This window comes from Stenotrophomonas bentonitica, from assembly GCF_013185915.1.
Lineage (GTDB): Bacteria > Pseudomonadota > Gammaproteobacteria > Xanthomonadales > Xanthomonadaceae > Stenotrophomonas > Stenotrophomonas bentonitica.
Window position 1 is genome coordinate 193706 of sequence record NZ_JAAZUH010000003.1, and the last position, 14998, is coordinate 208703.

Annotated in this window: 16 protein-coding genes; 7 read left to right on the plus strand and 9 right to left on the minus strand. The window is 66.3% G+C overall.

Annotated features, from left to right (window positions below; translation table 11 throughout):
• Positions 1 to 24 precede the first annotated feature (24 nt).
• On the minus strand, positions 25 to 1284 hold the full coding sequence (locus HGB51_RS16790) for a threonine/serine exporter family protein (RefSeq protein ID WP_070207662.1): 1260 nt from the start codon (positions 1282 to 1284) through the stop codon (positions 25 to 27).
• Positions 1285 to 1374: 90 nt separating this feature from the next.
• Between HGB51_RS16790 and HGB51_RS16795 the strand changes: the two genes are divergently transcribed.
• The 4 genes from HGB51_RS16795 to HGB51_RS16810 are packed head-to-tail and all read left to right on the plus strand — an operon-like array spanning position 1375 to position 4921.
• Positions 1375 to 2487, plus strand: a complete 1113-nt coding sequence (locus HGB51_RS16795) for an ABC transporter permease (protein WP_070207661.1) — start codon at positions 1375 to 1377, stop codon at positions 2485 to 2487.
• Positions 2487 to 3317 (plus strand): ABC transporter ATP-binding protein, encoded by an 831-nt coding sequence (locus HGB51_RS16800; protein ID WP_070207660.1) that lies wholly within the window; start codon positions 2487 to 2489, stop codon positions 3315 to 3317. Before HGB51_RS16795 ends, HGB51_RS16800 begins: the two co-directional genes overlap by 1 nt.
• Before the next feature lie 3 nt (positions 3318 to 3320).
• Positions 3321 to 4247, plus strand: coding sequence for an MlaD family protein (locus HGB51_RS16805; RefSeq protein WP_070207659.1), 927 nt, complete (start codon positions 3321 to 3323; stop codon positions 4245 to 4247).
• Entirely contained in the window at positions 4244 to 4921 is a 678-nt protein-coding gene (locus tag HGB51_RS16810; RefSeq protein ID WP_084738917.1) for an ABC-type transport auxiliary lipoprotein family protein, read from the plus strand. The genes HGB51_RS16805 and HGB51_RS16810 overlap by 4 nt, the downstream gene beginning before the upstream one ends.
• Positions 4922 to 5068: 147 nt before the next feature.
• On the opposite strand, the gene HGB51_RS16815 is transcribed toward HGB51_RS16810, so the two are convergent.
• Positions 5069 to 5647 (minus strand): alpha-ketoglutarate-dependent dioxygenase AlkB family protein, encoded by a 579-nt coding sequence (locus tag HGB51_RS16815; RefSeq protein ID WP_070207658.1) that lies wholly within the window; start codon positions 5645 to 5647, stop codon positions 5069 to 5071.
• Between the two features lie 241 nt (positions 5648 to 5888).
• Here HGB51_RS16815 and HGB51_RS16820 point away from each other — a divergent pair, with 241 nt between their 5' ends.
• Positions 5889 to 6848, plus strand: a complete 960-nt coding sequence (locus tag HGB51_RS16820; protein ID WP_171966902.1) for a UDP-glucuronic acid decarboxylase family protein — start codon at positions 5889 to 5891, stop codon at positions 6846 to 6848.
• A gap of 21 nt (positions 6849 to 6869) precedes the next feature.
• Here the strand turns inward: HGB51_RS16820 and HGB51_RS16825 are convergent, their stop codons facing one another.
• Genes HGB51_RS16825 through HGB51_RS16845 form a run of 5 tightly spaced genes read right to left on the minus strand, consistent with a single transcriptional unit; the run spans position 6870 to position 10402 of the window.
• A complete protein-coding gene (locus tag HGB51_RS16825; RefSeq protein ID WP_070207011.1) occupies positions 6870 to 7466 on the minus strand; it encodes a hypothetical protein in 597 nt (198 codons plus the stop codon).
• Positions 7463 to 7855 (minus strand): GtrA family protein, encoded by a 393-nt coding sequence (locus HGB51_RS16830; RefSeq protein WP_070207012.1) that lies wholly within the window; start codon positions 7853 to 7855, stop codon positions 7463 to 7465. The genes HGB51_RS16825 and HGB51_RS16830 overlap by 4 nt, the downstream gene beginning before the upstream one ends.
• Positions 7839 to 8801 (minus strand): glycosyltransferase, encoded by a 963-nt coding sequence (locus HGB51_RS16835; RefSeq protein WP_070207013.1) that lies wholly within the window; start codon positions 8799 to 8801, stop codon positions 7839 to 7841. Before HGB51_RS16835 ends, HGB51_RS16830 begins: the two co-directional genes overlap by 17 nt.
• A complete protein-coding gene (locus HGB51_RS16840) occupies positions 8794 to 10008 on the minus strand; it encodes a hypothetical protein (RefSeq protein WP_246233666.1) in 1215 nt (404 codons plus the stop codon). Before HGB51_RS16840 ends, HGB51_RS16835 begins: the two co-directional genes overlap by 8 nt.
• Complete coding sequence (locus tag HGB51_RS16845) at positions 9986 to 10402, minus strand: hypothetical protein (RefSeq protein WP_141739061.1); 417 nt, start codon at positions 10400 to 10402, stop codon at positions 9986 to 9988. The genes HGB51_RS16840 and HGB51_RS16845 overlap by 23 nt, the downstream gene beginning before the upstream one ends.
• A 558-nt stretch (positions 10403 to 10960) precedes the next feature.
• Between HGB51_RS16845 and HGB51_RS16850 the strand changes: the two genes are divergently transcribed.
• Together HGB51_RS16850 and HGB51_RS16855 are read left to right on the plus strand one after the other, a co-directional pair.
• Positions 10961 to 11269: a SymE family type I addiction module toxin gene (locus HGB51_RS16850; RefSeq protein WP_070207015.1), complete on the plus strand. Its 309-nt coding sequence runs from the start codon at positions 10961 to 10963 to the stop codon at positions 11267 to 11269.
• A gap of 174 nt (positions 11270 to 11443) precedes the next feature.
• Positions 11444 to 13492 (plus strand): glycoside hydrolase family 99-like domain-containing protein, encoded by a 2049-nt coding sequence (locus HGB51_RS16855; protein ID WP_070207016.1) that lies wholly within the window; start codon positions 11444 to 11446, stop codon positions 13490 to 13492.
• Positions 13493 to 13533: 41 nt separating this feature from the next.
• On the opposite strand, the gene HGB51_RS16860 is transcribed toward HGB51_RS16855, so the two are convergent.
• Positions 13534 to 14160, minus strand: a complete 627-nt coding sequence (locus tag HGB51_RS16860; RefSeq protein WP_070207017.1) for a CoA transferase subunit B — start codon at positions 14158 to 14160, stop codon at positions 13534 to 13536.
• A gap of 1 nt (position 14161) precedes the next feature.
• Positions 14162 to 14893: a CoA transferase subunit A gene (locus HGB51_RS16865; RefSeq protein ID WP_070207018.1), complete on the minus strand. Its 732-nt coding sequence runs from the start codon at positions 14891 to 14893 to the stop codon at positions 14162 to 14164.
• Positions 14894 to 14998: the final 105 nt, after the last annotated feature.

A 14998-nucleotide genomic window follows, 5' to 3' on the forward strand; every position in this document is an offset into this window, starting at 1 on the left:
TGTCCCACGGAAACTCTCAGAAACTCACAGATTCTTTCGCGCCGGGAACAACAGATTACCGAACAACAACCCCGCCACCAGCGCCATCACCACGTTCAACACCGTCATCAGCACCACCTGCCCCGCGCTCATGTCCTGCTGCTGCACCAGGGTCAGCACCCCGCGCAGACTGGTACTGCCCGGCACCAGCATGATGATGCCGGGCAAGCGGATGATCGCGCCCGGACGCTGCACCAGCCGCCCGAACAGATTGCCGGCCGCGGTCATCACCATCGCCGACATGAAAATCCCCGCCGGCATGCCCCACGCCTGCCCGGCGAATTTCGAGATCGCATACCCGGCAACAGACGCGGCAATTACCCACGGGTAATCGCGGCGACTGGCCTTGAACAGCATCGCGAACGCGAATGCCGCCACCAGCAGCGCGCTCCATTCCACCCAGGCGTCCTGCGGGCGCGAGGCGCGCACCAGTGGGTCCAGGCCGATGATGCCCGACAGCGTCACCGCGATTACCGCGCCCACGGTCAATTTCAGAATGGTGGTGATCGCGCCCGCAAAACGCGCCGTGCCCGACACCCAGTGCTGGCTGGCCAGTTCGTTCACCGCGTTGGTCAACGACATGCCGGGCAGCATCACCACCAGCGAGGCGATGATCACCGTGTTGAGGTTCAGCGCGCCCACGAACGAAGCCACCAGCGCCGCCACGGTGCCGGCCAGCAAAGCGGCCAGCGCCTCGCTCGCCTCGCGGCTGGCCGGGCGGCGGTCGGTGACCAGCGTCATCAGGCCGATCAGCAGCCCGATCACCCCGGCCGTAGCGATGTCCAGCCACGGCAGTTTCCACAGCCCGGCCACGCCGGCCGCACCCAGGCTGTAGGACAGGATCATGCGGATCTTTCCGCGCCGGCCGGGGTCCTTGTCCAGTTGCCGCAGTGCGGTATGGCCCTGGGCAATGCTCATGGTGCCGTTGGCCACCGCGTCGGTGATCTGGTCGGCAATGCTGAGTTTGTGCAGGTCGTTTTCGCCCGGGGCCAACCGGATCACGCGCGTGATGTCCGACGAACCGATCGCCTTGGTCGGGTCGCTGAAGCTCAGGATCAGCCCGGTCGGATTCGACCAGGGCTCGCAGTCCAGGTCCAGCCGCTGCGCCAGCGCCACCACCGCGGCCTCCAGCCGCTGGGCGGTGGTGCCGTAGCTGTGCAGCCGCCCGGCGATTTCGGACACGAAGGCCACCCGCTGTGCGTAGGTGGCCGGAGGGGTTGCAATGGCGGGTGCGTCGGCAGACATGCGGCGTAGTATTACCCGCATCTCGAGAGCCGGCCAGCGGCCGGCACTACGGGGCGTACACGTAGACAGGTTATGCTGCGTGGAGACGCCATGACGCCCGACAACGCCCCCCACCTCGAACAGGATCCACAGGACCCCGGCAAGATCCGGTTGTCCGGTCAGTGGACGTTGCGCACCGCGCTGGACGCGGCCGAAGCGCTGCGCGCGGCGCCGGAAACCGTTACCGGCATCGACGCCAGCGGCATTACCCAGCTGGACTCGGCCGGCGTGCTGCAGGTGCTGCGCGTGGCCCATCGCGCCGACTTGGGCGAAGACGCACTGACCTTCCGCGAGGAGCACCGCGCGCTGGTCTGCACCATCGAAGAGGTCGCCGACGACCGGCCCAAGGCCAAGCGCGACTTCGGCGTGCTGGCCGCGCTGGAGCGCCTGGGCGTCAGCGTGCATGCCACCGCCCACAACATCGTGGCGCTGGCCAGCTTCCTCGGCGAGAACCTGGTCAAGGCCGGACGCCTGATCCGCGAGCCGCGTCGTTTCCGGCTCACTGCGACCGTGCACCACATGGAACAGGTCGGCCTGGACGCGGTGCCGCTGGTGGCGCTGCTGTCCTATCTGGTCGGTGCGGTGATCGCATTCCTCGGCTCGACCATCCTGCGCGACTTCGGCGCTGAGATCTACGTGGTCGAACTGGTCAGCATCGCCTTCCTGCGCGAATTCGCGGTGCTGCTCACCGCGATCGTGCTGGCCGGCCGCACCGCCAGCGCATTCACCGCGCAGATCGGCTCGATGAAGGCGCGCGAGGAGATCGACGCGATCCAGACCCTTGGCCTGGACCCGGTGGACCTGCTGGTGCTGCCGCGCCTGATCGCGCTGCTGGTCACCCTGCCGCTGTTGACTTTCATCGCGATGATCGCCGGCCTGGCCGGCGGCGTTACCGTCGGCGCGTTCGACCTGGACATCCCGCCGCAGATGTACCTGGCGCGCCTTCACGACACCATCGAAGTGCGGCACATGCTGGTCGGCCTGTCCAAGGCGCCGGTGTTCGCCGCGGTGATCGGCCTGATCGGCTGCCTGGAAGGCCTGAAGGTGGAAGGCACCGCGCAATCGGTGGGCGAACGCACCACCTCCAGCGTGGTGCAGACCATCTCGCTGGTGATCATCATCGACGCGTTCGCCGCGTTGTGGTTCATGCACATGGATTGGTGATGACGACCACGGCCGCCCCTGAAGAAGACACCCGCACCGAACTGGCCGACGAGGCCGGGCTGGCGATCCGCGTGCGCGGGCTCACCAACCGGTTCGGCAGCCAGACCGTGCACGACGGGCTGGACCTGGACGTGCGTCGCGGCGAGATCCTCGGCGTGGTCGGTGGCTCGGGTACCGGCAAGTCGGTGCTGATGCGCAGCATCCTCGGCCTGCGTCATCCGGACGAAGGCCAGATCGAAGTGCTCGGCGTGGACGCGCGTTCGGAGAACCGTGCCGACCGCCTGCATATCGAACGCAACACCGGCGTGCTGTTCCAGGACGGCGCGCTGTTCTCGTCCATGACCGTGGGCGAAAACGTGCAGGTGCCGCTGAAGGAACACCACGGCGAGCTGCCCGAGCGCTGGCATTACGAGCTGGCCCTGCTCAAGGTGAAGCTGGCCGGCCTGCCCGCAGATGCGATCAACAAGCTGCCCTCGCAGCTGTCCGGCGGCATGCGCAAGCGCGCCGGCCTGGCCCGTGCGCTGGCGCTGGACCCGCCACTGCTGTTCCTGGACGAACCCACCGCCGGGCTCGACCCGATCGGCGCGGCCGCCTTCGACCGCCTGATCAAGACCCTGCAGGAAGCGCTCGGCCTGACCGTGATGCTGATCACCCACGACCTGGACACGCTGTATGCCATCTGCGACCGCGTGGCGGTACTGGCCGACCAGAAGGTGATCGCCACCGCGCCGCTGCACGAGATCGAACAACTGGACCATCCGTGGATCCAGGAATATTTCCACGGACCGCGCGCGCGTGCTGCACGCGACGCAAAGCAGAAGAGCGAGTAAGCCATGGAAACCAAAGCCAATTACGTACTGATCGGCGCCTTCACCATCATCGTGGGGCTGGCATTGCTGGCCTTCGGGCTGTGGGCGGCCAAGTACTCCTCAGACCGCACCTGGACCGAATACCGCGTGGTGTTCCGCGAAGCCGTGACCGGCCTTTCGGTGGGCAGCCCGGTGCAGTACAACGGCATCGCGGTCGGCTCGATCACCGAACTCAACCTGGTGCCGGACGACCCGCGCCAGGTGGTGGCCCGCATCCGCCTGAACTCCAACACGCCGGTCAAGACCGACACCCGCGCCAAGCTGGCCATCACCAGCCTGACCGGTCCCTCGATCATCCAGCTCAGCGGCGGCACCCCGCAGGCGCAGGCGCTGACCGCGGTCAACCGCGACCCGGCCCCGATCATTCCGACCACGCCTTCGGCGCTGCAGAACATCACCGACGTCGCCAACCGCATCGTCGAGCGCATGGACCAGGTGCTGAGCGACCGCAACGTGGCCAGCATCAACGCCACCCTGGCCAACCTGGAAACCATCAGCGGCGGCCTGGCCGACCGCGACCAGGGCACCAAGGCGCTGCTGCTGAGCGCGCGCGACGCCGCGCGCAGCCTGGAAGTGACCCTGAAGACCACCAACGGCACCGTGGAACGCCTGGACAAGAACCTGGTGCAGCAGCTGCCGCCGATCCTGGACAAGCTGGAAACTACCTTGACCAAGCTCGACTCGGCCGCAGGCAGCGCCGACTCCATCCTTGGCGAGAACCGCGCGGCGATCAACAGCTTCGCCAACGACGGCCTGGCCCAGCTCGGCCCGACCCTGACCGAACTGCGCGGGCTGATCCGCGACCTGCGCCGGGTCAGCGACAAACTGGACAACAACCCGGCCCGCTACCTGCTCGGCCGTGACGCGCCGAAGGAGTTCGAACCCAAATGAGCCGCATGCCCCTTCTTCCCACCTCCCTGCCCCGCCTGCTGCTGCCGGCGGCACTGATGATCGCGCTGGGCGCCTGCTCCTCGCTGCTGGGCGGCGGGGAGCGCAGCCAGGTCACCATCTATTCGCCGGTGGTACGCGTGCAGCCCGACCCGTCATGGCCGAAGGTCGACTGGGCGCTGGTGCTGGTCAAGCCGACCGCCGCGCGCGTGGTCGACAGCCCGCGCATCAACGTGCGACCGAACCCGGGCGAGCTTGAGGTCTACAAGGGCGTGAGCTGGGCGCAGCCGGCCACCGACATGGTGGACGACGCACTGGTGCGCGCCTTCGAGGACTCCGGCCGCATCACCGGCGTGGCGCGTGCCACCACCGGCATCCGCGCCGACTACAAGCTCGCGCTGGACGTGCGGCGTTTCGAGTCGGACTACCGTGGCCAGGCCACCCCGACCGCGCTGATCGAGATCAACGCCAAGCTGATCCACGTGATTGACCAGCGGGTTGTTGCCGATCGGACCTTCCGCCAGGAACAGCCGGTGGGCAGTACCGCGACCGGTGACGTGGCGCACGCGCTGGAGAAGGGGTTGGAGGAAGTGACCCGCGAGCTGGTGGGTTGGACGTTGGTGACGGGGCAGAATGACAGCAAGACGGCTACGGTTATTCCCGCACGCCTGCGCTGACTGCGTCACGCACATCGAGGGTGTCTGGCCGATCATCGGTAGAGCCACGCCCTGCGTGGCTGGAACGGCCCGTGCACCGCGCAGCCACGCAGGGCGTGGCTCTACCGGCTATCTCCCGACGGTACGTCAGCCACGCAGGGCGTGGCTCTACCCGTTTATCCAACGAAACGTCAGGTTGATGCGCTCGGCCAAGGGCCGTGCACTCTTCGGCAACGCGTGCTGATAAAACGTCTGGGTACGCCCACCCATCACCAACAAATCGCCATGACCGAGGGTCACTTCGGCTTTGCGCGCATGATCATCCCGCCGCCGCAACAGGAACCGACGCGCAGCACCCAGACTCAATGACGCAATCAACGGCGTAGGCCCCAGCTCCGGCTCATTGTCGCTGTGCCACCCCATCCCGTCGTCGTTGTCGCGATAACAGTTCAGCAGCACGCTGTTGAACGGCTGGCCGCAGAACTCGCCCAAGGCGTCGCGCAACGGCACCAAGGCCGGATGCCACGCATGCGGTACGAAGTCCGTCCCCGAGTACCGATACCGCGCCGCAGGGTCCCCCATCCAGCAGCTCAGCCGCGGCGAATCCACCTGCCGCCCGAACATCTTGATCTTGTGAACCTCCCAAGGCACTTCCCCGCGCAGCTGTCGCTGCAGCGCGTCGGCGGCAGGCGCGGCCAGCCAATGGCGGTGCCAATGCACCTGGGCGTCGGGAAGGTGGAGATCCATGGCGAAACGCTAGCACGGCGGCGGCCCACTCAGCTCAGCCGGGAAACCCACTGGTAGGGTCGGTTCCCAAACGACCGCACGGAAACCCCGCATCGCCCAGTAACGCATGGACCCCAATCGAAGCAGCCCCACCCCGCGCGACCGCCCCTACGACACGACCATCCCTCCCGCCTACAATGGTCCACTTTCCCCACGCGCGACCAGCGGCCACCACCACGCCGCCCACAGCCAGAGACCCCGAATGAGAAGTCATGACAGCACCAAGCGCATCCTGGTCACCGGCGGTGCGGGTTTCCTCGGCTCGCACCTGATCGAGCGCCTGCTCGGGCAGGGCCACGAAGTGGTCTGCGCGGACAACCTGTTCACCGGCACCAAGCGCAACATCGCGCACCTGCTGGGCAACCCGCACTTCGAATTCCTGCGCCACGACGTCACCTTCCCGCTGTACATCGAAGTGGACGAGATCTGGAACCTGGCCTGCCCCGCCTCGCCGGTGCATTACAGCCATGACCCGGTGCAGACCACAAAAACCTCGGTCCACGGCGCGATCAACCTGCTGGGCCTGGCCAAGCGGCTGGACTGCCGGATCTTCCAGGCGTCCACCAGCGAGGTTTATGGCGACCCGAGCGTCCACCCGCAGCGCGAGGAGTACTGGGGCAACGTGAACCCGATCGGCCCGCGCTCCTGCTACGACGAAGGCAAGCGCTGTGCGGAGACGCTGTTCTTCGATTACCACCGCCAGCATGGGCTGGACATCAAGGTGGCGCGCATCTTCAACACCTATGGCCCGCGCATGCACCCGAATGACGGGCGCGTGGTGTCGAACTTCATCGTGCAGGCGCTGCGCGGCGAGAACATCACCATCTACGGCGAGGGCCAGCAGACGCGTTCGTTCTGCTATGTGGATGACCTGATTGAAGGGTTCATCCGGTTGATGGCCACGGACAAGGATTTCACCGGACCGTGCAACCTGGGTAATCCGGCCGAGATGACCATTCGCGAGCTGGCCGAGACGGTGATTGCGTTGACCAATTCGGGGTCGAAGCTGGTGTTCAAGCCGTTGCCGCAGGACGATCCGATGCAGCGGCAGCCGGATATCACGCTGGCGAAGAGCAAGCTGGGTGGGTGGGAGCCGCAGGTGAAGCTGGAGGATGGGCTTCGGCGCACGATTGCGTATTTTGATGGGTTGTTGAGCGCGTAAGAGCGCGCTCAGCTCCCACCGTCACCTGCACTGGTAGGTGACGTCCTGGCGGCTGTGGCGGAACGGGTCGGTCAGGTCGTCTGAGTACTTGCCCAGCAGCAGGCGCTGTTTGGGCAGGAAGTGCTGGCGGTAGAAGCGGCTCATCGCTGCCACGCGGCGGCCCTTGTCGGTGAGCAGCACGCAGCCGTTGCTGATCTGGATGGTGCCCGAGCTCTCCTGTTCGGTCAGGCGCACGTCCACCAGCCGGTGCTCCACCATGTATTCCTTGGTGAACACGTCCTGGAACGCGTCCTGGCGGATGCCGCCACCGCGCTGGTCCAGCTTTTCCAGGATGTAGAACGACAGCGAGCGGTCGATTACGGTCGGCACTGAAATGGCGAAGGCGTAGCCGCCCAGCAGCCATACCGCCACCAGCAGGACCTTCTCGGTCAGGGTGAAGCGGCGCAGCGCGGGCACCAGCAGCAACAGCCCGGTGAGCACCGCCGCCAGCAGCGCATCGCCGATGGCCGCGTAGAACACCACGTCGACGCTGAAGAAGCGCACATGCAGGAAGTGGATGCCCAACAGCAGCACCACGTAGACGGCGGTGAGCAGCAGTGCGTTGCGCAAGGTTTTCATGGTTTGAACACCAGCAGGCGATTGCCGAGGAACGAGAGGATGAACTGGATGATGCTGATCAGCACGAAGCCGATGCGGTAATCGAACTTGAACAGGTCCGACCATAGCGCCATCAGGCCGCCATTGATCAGCGCGATTGCGGCATACAGCAGCACGAACCGCCACAGCTGGCCGCTGGCGCGGGCCTGGGTGGCGGCGAACACGAAGTAGCGGTTGCCCAGGAACGACGCCACGATGGCGACCGCTGCCGCCACCAGGTTGGCTACGCCCTTGGAGGGCACATGCACCACCTCCACCAGCAGGGTCAGCACCGCGAAGTGCACGCCGGTGGCCACCAGCCCGTTGATGACATACCGCAGCAGTTGGCGGAAATCAGCGCGGCGCGACATCGGCGGTGACTTCGGTGACGCCCGCCAGGTACTCGCGGTAGGCGCCCGGCTTCTGGATGGTGCCGCGCACGATCCCGCTCAGCATCAGCGTCATCAGGGTCAGCGTGCCGGTCTGCAGGAACACCAGGAACAGCACGCCCAGCGCCATCGAGAACCAGCCCGGCGTGGCGTAGCCGGCCAGCTTGAGCAGGGTCGCGACCACGGCCAGCACGATGGATGCCGAAGAAACCAGTACACACATCAGGCCCACCCGGACCAGCACGTCCTCGGCGAACACCATCAGCGCGCGGAAACCGTGCAGGGTGAGCCCCACGAAGTTCATCTTGCTCTGGCCGGCGTAGCGCGGCCCCCGGTCGATCGGGCACACCGCCAGGCGCAGCTTGCTGGCGATCAGGCCGGCGGCCACATGGGTCCACACCTCGTGCATCGCGTTCAGGCGGTGCAGCGCACTGACCTTGATCGCCATGAAGTTGCCGAAGCTGATGGTGCGCCCGGTGAGCAGCTGGAAAATGAACTTGTAGACCACGTAGAACGCGCGGAAGCGCAGCGTTTCCACCCGGCTCTTGCGCCGCGCCACGGCCACGTCCACATTCTCGTCCCGGGTCGCTTCCAGCAGCGTGGCGATGGTTTCGGGCAGGTCCTCCCCGTCCGAATCCATCACGATCACCCGCTGCGCGTCCGGCAGGTTTTCCTCGACATAGCCCAGCCCTACCGCGATGGCCTTCTGATGGCCGACATTGCGGCGCAGTTTCAACACCACCCCGCTCACCCCGGAGCTGGACAGCTGGAACGGCTGCACCGGTTCGCGGATCGAGCCGTCGTCCACCGCCACCACGAACACGCGGTCGCCGTACAGGCGTGCCAGCTCGGTGAACAAGCGGGTCGACGCCACGTGGTCTTCGTAGACCGGGGTGACCACCACGAACGATTCGTTGGGCTCAAGCATTCCGTTCTCCTGCACGCTGAGGCGCAGCGGCCAGTTTCCACTGGTCCAGCAGCACCAGTACTCCGTACATCAACAACAACTGTACCGGCAGCGCCACGCGCTTGGCGCTGGTGGCCAGGTGCCAGATCAGGTCGTGCGGGGTGCTCAGGTAGACCGCAAACAGCACACCGAAATAGGCCACGGCGACCACCAGCGCGGCCCGGGCGGCCGGCACGCGCCACAGGCGCGCCCACAGTACCAGCAGCAGCACCAGCGGCACCCACGCGGCGCTGCGCAGCAGGGCCTTCAGGATCAGCACACTTTGGGTCAGGTCAGGCAGGCGGGCCAGCAGCTGCCCCTTCAGGTCGCTCTGGGCCAGGTCGTTGCCCAGGTCCGCACCGGCCACAGCCAGCTTCCAGGCCACCAGCGGCACCATGGATGCGGCGAACGCGGCCAGCAGGGCCCAAGGGATGCGCCGGTCGCGCAGAAGGACAGTGGCGACGGCGACCAGACCCACCAGGATCGCCAGCACCGCGCCCTCGTTCTTGATCAGGGTCAGCACCGCCGACAGTGCCGCATAGGCAGCGAGGTTGAACCACGTGCCCTCGGCGACGTCGCGGCGCGGCTGGATCGCCACGGCCAGCGCTGCGACCGCGTACACCGCCAGGAACGCGTCCATGTAGCCGTCAACCAGATAGCGCCCGCCCACTTCCAGCACCGCCACCGCGAACAGGCCCACCGCCCACCAGGTGCGCAGGCTGCGCGCGATCAGCAGCAACGGCGGCAGCAGCAGGAGCGTGGCGGCGGCCTTGGGGAAGATCTCGTTCCAGTGCCCAACTACTTTGGCCGCCGTGGCCGACCACAACGGCATCAGCGAGGGGTAGTCGTTGTGGCTGAAGATGGCGTAGCCGTCCAGCTGGGCGTACAGCGAGTTTTCCAGGTAGATCCGCTTGGCGTGCAGCATCCAGATCGAGCGCGGGTCCCATTCGTCGGTGGGGCTGCCCAGCGCAAGCACCAGCAGTACCACGACAATGCCCACCATCCAGGCCGCCCGCCCGTCGCGCAGGGCCAGCAGCGACCAGACCGCACAGGCCAGCACGGCGATGAAGGCGATCTGGGCCGGCAGCCCTACCCAGCCGAACGCGGCGAAGGCATAACAGAGCAGCACGCCGGCCAGCATGCCCAGCGCGGCGCGCGCGCCACCGTCAGTGGCAGTCAACGAGAACAATGCGCTCACTCCTTGAGATTTCAGTGCAGTTCGGCTGCTGCGGGCCGGGGGTACGCCAGAGCATCAGGCCCTTGTCGGCCCAGTGCACGCGGCGGGGGTACAGACCGTCCCACAGGCGCTCGCGCACCAGTGGGTCTTCCCAGAGGCCCGGCGCCAACGCGACCGGCACGCTGGCATCGCCATGGTGGGAAAGCAGCTCGCGGGCTTCGACCACCTCTGGCGGTACCGATTCGGTCCACCCCGCGTCGGCATCAAAGGCCTTGCGCAGCAGCGAGCTGTCGAAATGGATGTCCTTGGCAATGCCACGCAGCCCCACCATCAGCAGTGCGCCGATCAACAGGCCGACCAGCCAGCGTTGCAGCACGGAGGAGGTTCCCTTCCCGGGTTTGATCACGGCAGCGTTCCAGGTTCAGCCAAGCCGCGAATTCTAGCATTTGCGCCCGAAGCGACTCCGGAGGGGCAGCGGTAGGGTCGGTCCCCAGACGACCGCACGCAACCCACCAACGTCCGGTAACGCATGACCCCTGATCGAAACATCGCCCACATCGCGCGATGAAAAGATTCTCGTGCCAAAACCGCCAGCTCGGATCTCCCCGTGATCGACTCAGAACCCCGGCAAAAACCCCAAGTGCCAACTCCATTCCACTTCGTTACGCCCCTGCCCCACAACGCTTTCAGGGCGGTCCGGACCGATCACGTCACATCCATTGATAGCATCAACTGAAACGCGCACATCAACAGAAACAATCTACTGGAGGTATCGTCGCGGGGTTCGCATGGTGTGCCCGTGAGTTTGAAAGCTCCGCTACTGCATATCGGTCCTCCTATGTCGGGAGGGCGACGGAATAAAAAACCCTTCAGGGGAATACGTCGCACCGTCTGCAGTAGCACGGCTTTCAACCTCCCGACTCCCCTCGCCATCCTGACGAGGGATTCATCTTGGAGAGCCACCATGCATACCAATGACAACGATGCGCCCACCAGTGCATCCAGCCGCCCCAGCCTCGGCTGGCACAAACCCAAGCGCGTTCTCGTGGGCTCGCTGATCTATCAGCACCACCGACCGCAGCCCGGCGACCCGATCGTCCCCTGCATCAAACTGCGCGGCATGTGGATGGCCGAGGCCGGCATCGCGCCCGGGACGCGGTTGACCGTCGAGATGTATGACGGTGCCATCCTGCTGCGTGCGGCGGAGCCGGCGGTGTCGGTGCAGCTTCGGCCGATCAGGCGGCGGATCGGACGGGGGTGTTCCGGGCGTTGATGGAGTGCAGCGACGCAGGGCGTCGCTCTACCGGGGGGGGGGCGGGACGTGCCCCGGCGCGCCGCTCCCCTCATTTGCCGCCGCACCGGCAAACGCCGAGAATGACGCCCATTGCCGTTGTGTTGGAGACTTCATGCCCGCTGCCGCGCTCGCCCTGACCGGGGTCTGCCGTCCATGACCACCCTCAAGGGCCGCCTGCGCGCAGCGGTTTACCTCGCGCTACGCACTGGCTTCCGGGCTCTGCCCCTCTCCGACGGGCAGCGTGACCGGCTGCGGGCCCGTTTCCTGGACCGCCATGGCGACTGGGTGCCACCACCGCCTCGCGGGCGAGTGGGCTCCACAGGCGACAGCGCGCGTCGCCCGCTGGTGCGCGCAGACGAGCCCGCCATCGGCCATGTGCCGTACCGCGCCGAGCCCCTGCCCGCCACGCTGCCGGCCACCCTGGTGGCGTTCTACCTGCCGCAGTTCCACCCGATCGAGCAGAACGATGCCTGGTGGGGCAAGGGCTTCACCGAATGGCGGAACGTCACCCGCGCCCTGCCCCAGTTCGAAGGCCACGCGCAGCCCCGGCTGCCGGCGGATCTGGGCTTCTACGATCTGCGCAACCCGCAAATCATGCGCGAGCAGGCAGCGTTGGCGCAGGAATACGGCATCGGCGCATTCTGCTTCTACTACTACTGGTTCAGCGGCACCACATTACTGGAAACGCCGTTGCGCCAGTGGCTGGCCGACGACACTATCGATATGCCGTTCTGCCTGTGCTGGGCCAACGAAAACTGGGCGCGGCGCTGGGACGGGCGTAGCGAAGACATCCTGATCGGCCAGCAGCACAGCGCCGAAGACGATCTGGCCTTCATCGCCCACGTTGCCGATTACCTGCGTGACCGCCGTGCCCTGAAGGTGGACGGCAAGCCGATGCTGCTGGTTTACCGCCCGCATCTGCTACCGGATGCGCGCGCAACTGCGCAGCGCTGGCGCCAGTGGTGCCGGGACAACGATATCGGCGAAATCCATCTGGCATACGTTCAGGGCTTTGAACGGCCCGACCCGCGCGAGATTGATTTCGACGCAGCGGTGGAGTTCCCGCCGAACATGAGCAACCCGCGCTCGCTCACTGCCGACCAGTACCTGATCAATCCGGAGTTCCAGGGTGACGTGCGCGATTGGCGCGAGCTAGCGAGCGAGATTGGCGCCCGTGCGCTGCCAGACTACCCGCTCTACCCGGGCGTGAACCCAGGCTGGGACAACGAAGCACGCCGTTCTGGACGCGGCCGCGTGTACCTGCATGCTTCGCCGCGCGGGTACCGGGACTGGCTGTCAAAGACCATTCACCAGCGCTTGGCACCAGTGCCTCCGGCCCAGAAGCTGGTTTTCATCAACGCCTGGAACGAGTGGGCCGAAGGCGCTGTGCTTGAGCCGGACCTGCGGCTGGGCCACGCTTACCTGGAGGCGACGCGTCAGGCATTGCGTGTGCCGACCACTGCCAGACCAACCCGCCCGTGCGTGGTGATCCATGCCTGGTATCTGGAAGAACTGGCCGAGCTGCTCTCCCACCTGCGGCAGAGTGCACTGGAACACCGGCTCATCATCACCACTGCCCCCGAACACCGCGAGCGCGTCGAGGCTCTGCTGCAGACCTCCGGCCTTACTGGCGAGATCATGATCTTCGCCAACCACGGTCGTGACATCCTGCCGTTCCTGCATGTCGCCAACCTACTGTTTGAGCAGGGCGAAGACGTGGTGCTGAAGCTGCATACCAAGCGCTCCACTCATATGCAGCAGGGTGCGCAATGGCGCCAGGAGTTGCTGCAGCACCTGCTGGACGACGGACGCGGCGCACAGGCTGTGGAGCGGTTCGCGCAGGATGCCACCTTGGGCCTGCTAGCTCCGGCAGGACACCTGCTGCCGGTGCGCGACTACGTCGGTGCCAATGCAGAAGCGCTGCGGCGCCTGCAGGTTCGACTGGGGCTGCACGCCGACCTGTTGGACGCCCGGTTCAGTGCTGGCAGCATGTTCTGGGTGCGTTTGGCGGCCCTGCACCCGTTGCTGGACGCGCATCTGTTGCCCAGCGCGTTCGAGCCTGAAGAAGGCCAGATCGATGGCACCTTGGCGCACGTACTGGAACGTGCGCTGGGCGCCGTCTGCGAGGACGCCGGTTACACGTTGGCAACGCTGGGCGGTGCGGAGACGGGTTCGACCTACGCCTACGCAAAACGCGGCTGATCCGCACACCGGGAAGGTATGCGGACCGCCGTGACCCCAGGTCAGCTGAAGCTGACCCCGGTCTTTTCCTTCAGTTCTTCATCGCTCACGCCCGGGGCAGCTTCCACCAGCTTCAGCCCCGCGTCGGTCACGTCGAACACGGCCAGGTCGGTGATGATCCGGTCCACCACGCCCACGCCGGTCAGCGGCAGGGTGCACTCGGGCAGGATCTTGTGCTCGCCGTTCTTGGCAGTGTGCTCCATCAGCACCACCACGCGCTGCACACCGGCCACCAGGTCCATGGCGCCGCCCATGCCCTTGACCATCTTGCCGGGCACCATCCAGTTGGCCAGGTCGCCCTTGTCGGTCACCTGCATGGCGCCGAGGATCGCCAGGTTGACGTGGCCACCGCGGATCATCGCGAAGCTGTCGTGGCTGCCGAAGTAGCTGGCACCGGCACGCGCGGTGACGATCTGCTTGCCGGCGTTGATCAGGTCGGCGTCCACTTCCGCTTCGGTCGGGAACGGGCCGATGCCGAGCAGGCCATTCTCCGACTGCAGCCACACGTCCACGCCTTCGGGAATGTGGTTGGCGACCAGGGTGGGCAGGCCGATGCCCAGGTTGACGTAGGCGCCGTCGGTGAGTTCGCGGGCGGCGCGCTGCGCCATTTCATCGCGGGTCCATGCCATCTCAGTTGCCCTCCGCACGCACGGTGCGCTGTTCGATGCGTTTTTCGGGAGTCGGGTTGTGCACGATGCGGTGCACGTAGATGCCAGGCAGGTGCACCTGGTCCGGGTCGATGCTGCCCACCGGCACCACTTCTTCCACTTCCACCACGCACAGCTTGCCGGCCATGGCGCAGGCCGGGTTGAAGTTGCGCGCGGTCTTGCGGAACACCAGGTTGCCGGCCTCGTCGGCCTTCCACGCCTTGACCAGCGCCACGTCCGCGCGCAGCGCAGTCTCCATCACGTAGTGCTTGCCGTCGAACTCGCGGGTTTCCTTGCCCTCGGCCACCACGGTGCCGTAGCCGGTGGCGGTAAAGAAGGCCGGGATGCCCGCGCCGCCGGCGCGCAGCCGCTCGGCCAGGGTGCCCTGCGGGTTGAATTCCAGCTGCAGTTCACCGGCCAGGTACTGGCGCTCGAACTCCTTGTTCTCGCCCACGTAGGACGAAATCATCTTGCTGATCTGGCGCGTTTCCAGCAGCTGGCCCAGGCCGAAGCCGTCCACGCCGGCGTTGTTGGAAATCACCGTCAGGTCCTTTACCCCGGTGTCGCGAAGCGCGGCGATCAGCGCTTCGGGAATGCCGCACAGGCCGAAACCGCCGACCGCCAGGGTCTGGCCGTCGGCCACCGCGCCCTGCAGCGCCTCGGCGGCACTGGCGTAGCGCTTGCCGCGCCGGCCGTTGTCTGGGGACTTGCTCATCTACGCCCTCACCTCGTTGATGTAAGCCGCCATTGTAGCCATTGGCAGGGCCAGCCCCGGCTAAACGGCCGGTTCGGGCTGAAAACGCTTCCCACACGCGGCACC